We start from the raw sequence: 10,046 nt of genomic DNA on the forward strand, positions 1-10,046 counted from the left end.
CGTCGACGCAACCGTGCCGATCGAAGAGACCGTCGGCGCGATGTCCGAGCTGGTCGCGGCCGGTAAGGTGCGCTTCTTGGGGCTCTCGGAAGCGGCGCCGGCGACGATTCGCCGCGCGCACGCGGTGCACCCGATCAGCGCCTTGCAGACCGAATACTCGCTGTGGACGCGCGACGTCGAAGACGAAATTCTGCCGGCCGTGCGCGAACTCGGTATCGGTTTCGTCGCCTATAGCCCGCTCGGCCGCGGATTTCTCAGCGGAGCGTTCAAAACACCGAACGATTTTCCGGCCGACGATACGCGCCGTAATCACCCGCGCTTCCAGGGCGAGAACTTCGAGCAGAATCTCAAACTCGTCGATCGGGTCCGCGAGATCGCGGCGCGCAAGAACGTGACGCCCTCGCAACTCGCGATCGCTTGGCTCTTGGCGCAAGGCGACGATATCGTGCCTATTCCGGGAACGAAGAAGCGTTCGTATTTGGAAGAGAACGCTGCGGCCGCAACGATCGAGCTGAGCGCGAGCGACCTTGCGAGCATCGCCGAAGCGGCCCCCAAGGGCGGCACCGCCGGCCAGCGCTATCCGGACATGAGCACGGTTAATCGTTAATCCCTTTGGGCAAAAAAATAGCGTGGACGCAGGGCGCCCACGCTATTTTTTGTTTGCAGCCGTTACTGCCGGATCGGAATCGCGTAGTCCAAGGTGACTAGGAGTTTGGCGCGATTGATCGTGTTGGGAAGCACGAACGGGAAGCCCTGTTGGTGCTGGTAGAGGTTCGAGTCGGTGGCTTGGAGCGTGACGTCCGACGAGAACTTCTTGATGAAGCCGAAGTCGGTCTGGTTGTAGAGATACATGATCGGAGCATTATTGAAGTAGTCGTAATTGTTGAGATACGTCAAGAACGCTGCGAAGGTCGAGGTCTTGGGATTGCCGATCGGGAGCGTGATATTGCCCGTGTAGGTAAGCTTTAATTTATTACCGTCCGAGGGAATCGCTCCGCCGGTGCTCGGGTCCGTGAATACCTGCGAGCTGTTGTGCGGAATGTCCGCCAAGTTGAGCGTTAGGCCGAACAACTTACCGAAGTATTTGCTATTTGGGCCGACGCGGGTCGCGCCCTGGATGTAGAGGAGATGGTAGGCGACCACACCGGCGGACGTGCGGTCCGGCGGGTTTCCGCAGCACTGGCGCACGCGCTGGTGGAAGCCGAAACTGGCCATGACGGTGCCAATCGGATGGTTCAAGCTCACGTCGTTAACGTAATCGTCGTTGAAGACTTGGTAGACGGGAGCACCGGCTTTATTGGTTACGGTGCCGATGTTTTGGTTGATGTAGAAATGGGAGTAGTTGATGAAAAACTTGTCCCCGAGGAAGAGCTGCGCTCCATAGTTCAAGCGCAGAGTGCCGCCCGTGTACTGGAAGTTGCCGGTCGCGCCGCCGAGCGCGTCGGGACGCGGGAGATCGGCCCCGCCGGTCTCAAACGTCATCTGGGGCTGCAGATGCAGGATGGCGAGAAGCGCCTTGGGTTTGGGCTTTGGGTGTGGGTTAGCCACTGCCTTGGCGCCTGAGGCTGCTCCACCTTGTGTCGTTTGGGCCGATGCAATCCCGACACTAGTGATGAAACCGAGGGCCAATGCGAGTGCCATACACCCCGTTCGGATGAGGCTCATGGTGGGTACTCTCCTTTGTAGGTGGGGCGATACGGAGCTGGGGGGCATACCGTTCGCGCGTGCGAGCGGTAATTCGTTGAGTCGAGCGTCTAAGGCAACTGCCATGTGAACTCTCCTTGCAGCGGCGATGTGCGAGCGACTATGCGTAATCTGCAGCCGATGTAAAGTCGGTGCCCGCTCCCACTTTCGCCGCGGCGAAGATGGGGGTGGCGATCGTGGTAACGATGAGATTGAGAATCAATGCATAGAGGGGGCCGTAGCCGATAAGCGTTCCACCGAAGAGATGGAGCGGGAAGTTTGCGGTAAAGTTCGTCATGATGGCCATGTACGTGCCGGCCACAATTCCAACCGCCCATCCGAGGATGAGCGCCTTGGGATGGAACCAGCGCGTGAAGAGCCCGATGATGAACGCGGGGAAGATCTGTAAAATCCAGGCGCCGCCGAGGAATTGGAATCCGATCGCATACTTCGGATTGACGAAGATCACGAAAAGCAGCGCGACCGCGCAAATAACCAGGGTTAGAATCTTCGCTATCCGCGTTTCGGTCGAGGTGCGAGTGGGCGAAAATTCATTGAAGAGATTACTGGCGAAGAGATTGGCGCCGCCGATGGCCATGATTGCCGCGGGAACCAGCGCGCCGATGACGATTGCGGCATACGCAACGCCGACAAACCAATCGGGGAAGATGCGCTGGAAGAGAATCGGTACGATGAGCTGGGGGTTGGCAACCTTGATACCGGCCGCGATGCCGGCGTAGCCGAGCAGCGCTAAGAAGCCCAGCAGCAGCGAGTAGATCGGAAGCAGGGCCATGTTGCGTTTGACGACGGTCCGCGTCCGTGCCGAGAGCAGCGACGTAATCGAATGCGGGTAGATGAAGAGCGCGAGCGCGGATCCCAACGCCACGGAGCCGTACGCGAAGTACAACTGCGATGGGAGGAGGAGCGTCGCGGGTTTCGGCCGCGCGGCGAGGGCCTTTCCGGCAGCGTCGAAGATGCCGGCCCATCCGCCGAACATATGCGTCACCGCGACGATCGCGCAGATGATCGTGAGGTAGATCAGCGTGTCCTTGACGAACGCGATGAGCGCCGGAGCGCGCAGGCCACTCGTGTAGGTGTAGGATGCGAGCAAGACAAACGCGACCGTCAGGGCGAGCACTCCTCCGCCTGCGGCGAAGGCGCCGCCGAGTTGGCCGAAGATCACCTTCATGCCGACGAGCTGCAGCGCGATATACGGGAGGATCGCAATAACGCCGGTAATGGCAACGAGAATTTCCAAGCTGCGGTCGCCGTAGCGATCCCGCACGAAATCTGCCGCCGTAACGTAGCCGCGCTTGCTTGCGACGGTCCAGAAGCGTGTCAACGTCACAATTGCGAACGGATACGCGACGATCGTATAAGGTAGAGCAAAGAATGCGAAGGCGCCTACGCCGTAGACGAGGGCCGGCACGGCGATGAATGTGTACGCGGTATACAAGTCACCGCCAATTAAAAACCACGAGACGATAACGCCGAAGTTACGGCCTCCGAGCGCCCAGTCGTCCATCGTTTCCAACGTGCCCTTTTCGCGCCAATGTGCCGCCCAGAACCCGAGAACGGTGACGCCGAGCAGCAACAGGATAAGAACGACGGAACTAGCGTGCATCGGTCTTCTCTCTCGTCGCAAAAATGAAGATCGCGAGAATTACTCCGCAGAAGACGGTCCAAATTAATTGATATGCGTAGAAGAACGGCATCCCGAAAATATGCGGCTCTAACCGATTGTAGAGTCCCGGAAAGAGCGTAGCGATAAACGGGATCACTAGGAGTCCGTACCAGAGCTTGCTACTTTTCATAGGTTAACGATTATTAACCCGTGCTCATTCTCCTCGAACGCTTGCTACTTTTCATGCTAAATTTCGTGAGCCATGCGATCCGCTTGAAGTACCAAGCGCACCGATTTTACGGAACTCGCACCGGCTCGGGATAGGCGACGACGCTCCGCAAGCCCTCTGCATCGACCGAACGCACGCCGAGAATATAGTCGTCCTTGCTGACCGGAACGGTCGCTTGCGTGACGTTGCCGACGTTTTTGACGTGCTGCCACAGGGCGGCATCGGTAGCCCGCCAGACGATCTCGTACGAAACGGCGTCGGCGGCCGGCTTCCAGCGAAGGGTCGAATCGTAGCCGAGATGCTGGAGCACCATCTGTGCATCGGCCGGCTGTGCCGGGCCCAGAGCGAGCGTCGCCAGCGTCGCGATGTTGACTTGCGTAGCTCGCGCGAGGTAGTTCCAGTCGTTGAACTGGGGAAGGTCGCCGTACTGCACGCCGTCGACGACGCGGACGTTCTGGTGCTGATGGCGGAAATTTTCATGCGGCTCGACGAAACGGATGGCCGGGAAACCCTCGGCTTGGAACGACTCCTGATCGCCGCCTCGTAAGAATCGATCGGCGCGGAAAATCTGACGCACGTGCATCTCCGGCAGGTACGCGGGCACGGTGTCGCTCACGAACCGCGCCAACTCGCGCGACGGCGAATCGTTCTCGAGCCCTAAGAGGTTGACGCGCGCGTCGACCGTTCCCCTGGGAAGCGCCTCGCTGAAGACGCGGATCACGAACGGCTCGTGCAAGCCGTCGCCGCCGGTGCTGTTGCCGATGATGTCGTTGTTCAAATCCGCGACGATCGGCGCGTGCGCCGCGCGCATCTCCTTGGCAAAGTGATCCGAGCCCCACAGGCCGAGCTCCTCACCGTCGAAGCACGCGAAGATGATGGTGCCCTTGAAATGGGTCGAAGCCATAACGCGCGCGGCTTCGAGTACGGCTGACGTTCCCGAGCCGTTGTCGTCGGCGCCCGGTGCGACGCCTAATCCGTCCGTGCAGTCGCCGTTGCAATCGTCATAGTGGCTGGACATCACGTAGATGCGTCCCGGCTCCGTGCCGCGTAGCGTCGCGATGACGCTCGATTCGGTAACGGCGCGCGGGGTGCGTGGGGTTTTCGGCTGCACGTAGGTGTCGAACCGAACGGTCATGCGGCCGTCGCTCTTTGCCGCAATTGCCCGAAACTGCGCGGCGATCCAATCCCGCGCGGCGAACACGCCCGAGGTCGCGGTCGACGTGGTCTCCGAGAAATCGTTTCGGGTGCGAAAGTTCACCAGCGTCGTATCGTCGGTTTCGAGGCGCGCTGCGCTCACTTGGTCGACCAAGGCCGTTATGCGGGGGTCGGCGGGAGCGGTGGCGGCCGATGCCGCGCTTGGAAGCTGGGCGAGGAGCGCGAGCGCAAGGCTCGAGGCAAAGGCGGCATGAAAACGCATCATCCCCCCTGCTTGCACGCGCGGGTGCCGCCCTCTTGCCGGTTTACGGCCCCGAGGTCTCAGACGTCCGTCGAAATCGTCCCAGCCGCACGGCGGTGCCGCGATCCGGGAGCGAGAGGACGTCAAAAAAATCCGTGCACCGCTGCATGATCGGGATCCCTCGCCCACGCTCGCTCAGGTCTGCGGGCAAGGGAACGATCCCGGTGGGAACGCGCCGGTAGCCTTTTCCACGATCGATCACGGTAGCGACGATGCGCTCTCGGTCCACCTCGCACAGCACTTCGATGTCGTCCTGTGAGGCGGCGTGCTCGATGGCATTCGCCAGGGCTTCGCCGACCGCGAACAGGAGCGACTCGAGATCCTCGTCTCGAATCTCGTGGATGCCTGCAAATCCCACGATCGCATCGCGGACCGTTCGCGCGTATCGCGGGTCCGGGGGCACTCGAAGATGAAGCGTGCTCATATCGCCATGCGCGGCACGCTTCTTGGGATGATTGAATTGGGTGGCCATGAGCTTCTCTCTCATTCTACCGAAAACTGATGCGGCTAAACGTCCCGGCAAGCCGGCCCTCGCTGCCCGTCCGCTGACCGCGCCAGGCATCACCCGATTCGGCGACCAATCCAGCGGTCTCGTTTTGCCATACCACCTTCGAAGGAGCCCATCCCATGGCGTATGCCCCGCCGCAAGCCGACGAACTTGAATCCTACGTCGAGCGAGCCCGCAATTCGCAGGCCCGCATCGTCACGCCAAAAGGCGACATCGTGTTTACGTTTTTCCCCGATGAGGCGCCGATGCACGTCGCCGCCTTCATGAAGCTCGCGGAGGCCGGCTTCTATAATGGCCTCACCTTCCACCGGGTCGAGCCCAACTTCGTGGTCCAGGGCGGCGACCCGGACGGCAACGGAACCGGCGGGCCCGGATACAGTCTCAAGGCCGAATTCAGCAAGCTTCCGCATCTGCGCGGCACCGTGGCCATGGCGCGATCCTCGAACCCCGACTCGGCCGGATCGCAGTTTTACATCTGCCTCGACGACGCGCGTTTTCTCGACAATCAATACACGGTGTTCGGTCAGATGAGCTCGGGCTTCGAAGCGCTCGACGCGATTCGCCGCGGCGATGAGATGACGAGCGTTACGCTGGAAGCCAAAGGCTCCTAGCGTGCCTACGCCCCGCTCCGGCCCGCGCTCTCGAATGAGAGCCGGGCCAGGCGGTGGGTTGCGCGATACATGCGCGCGTAGTCGCGCACGTCCTTGCTGAATATCGCCAGCACGTACGGCGAGTCGCCGAACGGTTCGACGATCGCCATGTCGTTACGCGTTCCGTCGATTTCGCCGGTCTTATTCGCGACCTGGATGCCGTGCGGCAAACCCGCCGGTATCCCGTCGCGGTCGGTCTGCCCGAGCATGATCTCGATCATCCGGCGACAATGAGTGGCGGAAACGACGGTGCGCACGCCCTCCCTTGCGCCCAGCGCGATTCGGTAGAGGAGCTCGCCCATATCGGCCGGCGCGGTGAGATTATCTTGGTGGTGAACGATCGCGGTGAAGTCCAGGAACGTGCGCGCGAGGACGGTGTGCCGCATGCCGATCGTCGCGCCCATCCGGTTGATCGCGTCCATCCCGAAATGATCGATGAGCATATTGCTCGCGGTGTTGTCGCTGAGTTGAATCATCGGGACGAGCAACTGTGCGACGGTGAAGCGCTGCCCGTCGCGCGCGTGGATCATAAAATCGGAGCCGCCGATGAGATCGCGGCGATGCGTGACGAGCTCCTGCGCTAGCGTACCCGGATGGCGTTCCTCCAGTGCGAACGCGGTGGTCATAATCAAGAGCTTGATGGTCGACGCGGTGGGAAAGATCGCTTCCGCGTGATAGGCGATGAGCGGTGGAGCATCTGCCAGCGTGCGGCAATAGACGCCGATGATGCCCGGCACGTCGCGGGCGATCGCCGCTACGCGCGCCTGCACCGTCGCCGCCTCGATGGAATGAGGAGCTAGGCTAAGCGCCGCGGCACCGGCCACGAAAGTGGAGCGTTTCACGATCCGGTTCCCTGATAGTGGCGCAGCCCAACTTGCCAGAAGGCGTACGAGGCCAAGAACCATCCCAGCCCGATCGCCGGAGTCAACAGGCCAAAACGCGGGTCGACCTGCATCCCGGTCGTCGCTTTGTGCAAAAAGTACACCGCCGGAAAGAAGTTCATGAACGCGAACGGCAAGATGAAGGTGAGCACGACGCGGACGCCGCGAGTGTAAATGCTGATCGGATAGCGCGTGAAATCTTGCTCCAGCGACATCACGACCCAGCGTAGCGTATCGACCCGCACGAACCAGAACGAAACGGTAGCGACCCCGAGCGATATCCCGAGATCGATGAGAGCTCCGCCCACGATGACGAGCGGGGCGAAGACGCAGAAGATCCAATCGACGCGCACGTGCGCGTAGGCCGTCGCGAAAACAAACGTGGCGACCGCCAAAATCAAGCCGTCCGGGAAGAGCTGTGCCGGAACGGTCAGCACCTGAAAAAGCGCGTCGAGCGGGCGCACCAAAAAGCGGTCGAATCGCCCTTCGCGCACGAACTCCGGCACGCTTACGACGTTGAAGAAGAGCGCGTTGTGGAGTTCGTGCCCCGTCATCCAGAGGGCGTAGAGGAAGAACATCTGGCGGAAGTCCCACCCGTTCATCGACGGGAACTGACGCATCGTCACGTAGAGCGCGCCGAGGGCTACGCCGTGGTAAACTATTGTAAAGACGAACCACATGATGAAATTCGCCCGATACTCGAGCATCGTGAGCAGGTTGGTTCGCCAATATTGGACGTAGGCTCCCAGCATTATCGGCGCGCTTCCACGCCGAATGCCAAGCCCCCGCAACCGTTCGCCCCCACCCCAGGATTACGGAGAAGGTTATGACCCTCACGACCACCCACAACCCCGCGTTCTCCATCCAGCGCTCGAACGAGCGAGCCTTCTTCGAACACGGATGGCTCAAGACGTTTCACTCGTTCAGCTTCGCCGAATACGTCGATCCGGATAACCTCAACTGGGGCGCGCTGCGGGTTTTCAACGACGACGAAATCGCGGCCGGTCAAGGCTTTCCGCCGCATCCGCATCGCGACATGGAGATCGTTACCTACGTGCTTTCCGGCGAACTCGCGCACGAAGACGACATGGGTAATCGCGGCGTGGTCGGCCCCGGCGGCGTCCAATTTATGAGCGCCGGTACGGGCGTGCGCCATAGCGAATTCAATAACAGCCAATCGCAGCCGCTGCATCTCGTACAGATGTGGGTGTTGCCGGGCAAGCTTGGGACGCCGCCGTCGTACGGCCAGATGCAGTTCGGCATCGAGGATCGCCGTAACCGTTGGCTCTATCCGGTGAGCGGGCAAGAGCACGTAGAGGCGCCGATTCGCATTACGCAGGCCGCGAGTTTCGGGGTCGCGCGAGTGGAGGACGCGATGGTGGTTCACGAATTTGCGCCGTCGCGGTACGGTTTTCTGTTTGTCGCCGACGGCGTGGTGGAAGCGAACGGTGAAACGTTGCATAAAGGCGATGCCGTTCGGCTCTTCGACGTGCCGAGGTTGGGCGTCAAGGGGCACGGCGAATTGGCCCTGTGGGACGTACCCGCGCTCTCCTAAGGAGTGAGCATGACCGCCTTCGATTCCCCGAGTTACCTGCATCTCGACCATGCGGGCAACCCTCAGGCAGGCTACGTCTCAACCAAGCATCGGCTCGTCTATGCCGGCGAGCCTTGGCGTTGGTGCTAGGTGGACGAAATTTTCGCCGATTGAGGAGCTCCGATGAAGCGCTCCTCAATCTCTTCCAACGTCTTGCCCTTGGTCTCGGGTAAGAACAACGCCGCGGTCAGCAAGTAGATGACCGTACATGCCGCGAACGCGAAGAACATCGTCGAGTAGCCGTATTTGCCGACCATCGGCAAGAACACGGCCGCGATGATCGTTGATGTTCCGGTATTGAGAAAGAGCGCGATGCTCATACCGTTGGAGCGAATCCGGGTCGGCATCAATTCCGAGAGCGCCAACCATACGCAGACGCCCGGCCCGATCGCGAACGATGCCATAAAAAGATAGAGCGTCAGCGCGACGAGCCATCCGTTGGTTTGACGCGGCAACGGCGTCACGTAGGCGGAATCGATAACGAGCGGCGCGGTTCTCGCGACGGCCAAATGACCGAATGGATTTGCGAAAAATGCTTCGACCCGGTTTGCCGGTACGGCGCGCGCGATGGCCAGGGGCGCTGCCGGATCGTTCGAGCGTACGACGTTGGTTGCATAGTGGAACGCGCCGTAGGAATAAAGGATCTCGAGCGATTGCGGCCGGCCGGGCGCGGGCTCGCCGACGGCGGTCAAGAGTCTGCCGGCCGTTGCCGAATCGAAGCGTAGCGAGAGCGTCTGCGCTTGCGTAACCATCGCTTGGACGGGCGCGCGGACGTTGACGCGATGTGCCTCGGTACGGTGGAAGAGCAGGCCCGTCGCGACGAGCGAGAGGATGATCCCGGCGCTTCCAAGGGTGAGTAAAAATTTTCGCCCGACTCGATCGACGAGCATCATGGCGATCATGGTCACCAGAAAGTTCACGATGCTGAAGACCAGGCTCCCGACGTGCGCTTGCACGTCGGAGAGCCCGGCCTGCAAGAGGATCGTGGTGTTATATGGGATGATCGAGTTGATACCGGTGAGTTGATTGCACGTGAGAATGACGCATGCCAGGACGAACGGCACGACGTATCGGCGTTGGAGCAGGGAGTCTCTGATTTTGGCGCCGGCCGACGGCGATTTGCGTTGCTCGCCATCCACTTCGTCCATCTCGCGCAGTTCCAATTGCGCCTCGTCGCTCGATCGCGAACGCGAGAGCGCGGCGGAAGCTGCCTCGCGCCGCCCCTTCGCAAAGAGCCAACGCGGCGACTCCGCCAGGAGCAGACTTCCCGCAACGAAGAGCACGCCCGCCGGTAGCGAAACCCAGAACGTGTTGCGCCAAGCGTGGTTTTTGAACGCAAAGATCGCCGCCGCATCGCCCGTTTGCGCAACGTAACCCAGGCGATAACTGAAATACACCGTGATGAGCCCGGCCACCACGAA

The 10,046-nt window shown here is 61.0% G+C and carries 11 protein-coding genes; 3 read left to right on the forward strand and 8 right to left on the reverse strand.

From position 1 onward, the window contains the following. Positions 1-607: aldo/keto reductase (locus tag VMW12_02150; GenBank protein HUZ48524.1), on the forward strand; the 607-nt coding region annotated here is incomplete at its 5' end. Between the two features lie 62 nt (positions 608-669). Here VMW12_02150 and VMW12_02155 read toward each other — a convergent pair. The 5 genes from VMW12_02155 to VMW12_02175 all read right to left on the reverse strand — a co-directional run bounded on the left by VMW12_02155 (position 670) and on the right by VMW12_02175 (position 5,464). Next, complete coding sequence (locus VMW12_02155; GenBank protein ID HUZ48525.1) at positions 670-1,548, reverse strand: hypothetical protein; 879 nt, start codon at positions 1,546-1,548, stop codon at positions 670-672. Positions 1,549-1,804: 256 nt separating this feature from the next. Then, positions 1,805-3,307 carry a sodium:solute symporter gene (locus VMW12_02160; protein HUZ48526.1) on the reverse strand — a complete coding sequence of 501 codons (1,503 nt, stop codon included), beginning with the start codon at positions 3,305-3,307 and terminating at the stop codon, positions 1,805-1,807. Then, complete coding sequence (locus VMW12_02165; GenBank protein HUZ48527.1) at positions 3,297-3,497, reverse strand: DUF3311 domain-containing protein; 201 nt, start codon at positions 3,495-3,497, stop codon at positions 3,297-3,299. Before VMW12_02165 ends, VMW12_02160 begins: the two co-directional genes overlap by 11 nt. A 106-nt stretch (positions 3,498-3,603) precedes the next feature. Beyond that, complete coding sequence (locus VMW12_02170) at positions 3,604-4,956, reverse strand: M20/M25/M40 family metallo-hydrolase (protein HUZ48528.1); 1,353 nt, start codon at positions 4,954-4,956, stop codon at positions 3,604-3,606. Between the two features lie 40 nt (positions 4,957-4,996). Further along, positions 4,997-5,464, reverse strand: coding sequence for an ATP-binding protein (locus tag VMW12_02175; protein ID HUZ48529.1), 468 nt, complete (start codon positions 5,462-5,464; stop codon positions 4,997-4,999). Between the two features lie 155 nt (positions 5,465-5,619). On the opposite strand from VMW12_02175, the gene VMW12_02180 reads away from it, so the two are divergent. Beyond that, positions 5,620-6,111: a peptidylprolyl isomerase gene (locus tag VMW12_02180; GenBank protein ID HUZ48530.1), complete on the forward strand. Its 492-nt coding sequence runs from the start codon at positions 5,620-5,622 to the stop codon at positions 6,109-6,111. Between the two features lie 5 nt (positions 6,112-6,116). On the opposite strand, the gene VMW12_02185 is transcribed toward VMW12_02180, so the two are convergent. Continuing rightward, a complete protein-coding gene (locus tag VMW12_02185; GenBank protein ID HUZ48531.1) occupies positions 6,117-6,992 on the reverse strand; it encodes a serine hydrolase in 876 nt (291 codons plus the stop codon). Further along, the gene (locus tag VMW12_02190; GenBank protein HUZ48532.1) at positions 6,989-7,783 is read right to left on the reverse strand and encodes an ABC-2 family transporter protein; all 795 of its coding nucleotides are present in this window, start codon (positions 7,781-7,783) and stop codon (positions 6,989-6,991) included. The genes VMW12_02185 and VMW12_02190 overlap by 4 nt, the downstream gene beginning before the upstream one ends. Positions 7,784-7,857: 74 nt before the next feature. Here VMW12_02190 and VMW12_02195 point away from each other — a divergent pair, with 74 nt between their 5' ends. Next, positions 7,858-8,586, forward strand: a complete 729-nt coding sequence (locus VMW12_02195; protein HUZ48533.1) for a pirin family protein — start codon at positions 7,858-7,860, stop codon at positions 8,584-8,586. Between the two features lie 125 nt (positions 8,587-8,711). On the opposite strand, the gene VMW12_02200 is transcribed toward VMW12_02195, so the two are convergent. Continuing rightward, positions 8,712-10,046, reverse strand: a 1,335-nt coding sequence (locus VMW12_02200; GenBank protein HUZ48534.1) for an MFS transporter, incomplete at its 5' end; no start/stop codon positions are given.

This window comes from Candidatus Dormiibacterota bacterium (genome assembly GCA_035532835.1).
Lineage (GTDB): Bacteria > Vulcanimicrobiota > Vulcanimicrobiia > Vulcanimicrobiales > Vulcanimicrobiaceae > DAHUXY01.

Coding starts and splice junctions, on each gene's coding strand:
- VMW12_02180 (HUZ48530.1), top strand. CDS start 5,620: ATGGCGTATGCCCCGCCGCAAGCCGACGAACTTGAATCCTACGTCGAG.
- VMW12_02190 (HUZ48532.1), bottom strand. CDS start 7,783: ATGCTGGGAGCCTACGTCCAATATTGGCGAACCAACCTGCTCACGATG.
- VMW12_02160 (HUZ48526.1), bottom strand. CDS start 3,307: ATGCACGCTAGTTCCGTCGTTCTTATCCTGTTGCTGCTCGGCGTCACC.
- VMW12_02195 (HUZ48533.1), top strand. CDS start 7,858: ATGACCCTCACGACCACCCACAACCCCGCGTTCTCCATCCAGCGCTCG.
- VMW12_02165 (HUZ48527.1), bottom strand. CDS start 3,497: ATGAAAAGTAGCAAGCTCTGGTACGGACTCCTAGTGATCCCGTTTATC.
- VMW12_02170 (HUZ48528.1), bottom strand. CDS start 4,956: ATGATGCGTTTTCATGCCGCCTTTGCCTCGAGCCTTGCGCTCGCGCTC.
- VMW12_02175 (HUZ48529.1), bottom strand. CDS start 5,464: ATGGCCACCCAATTCAATCATCCCAAGAAGCGTGCCGCGCATGGCGAT.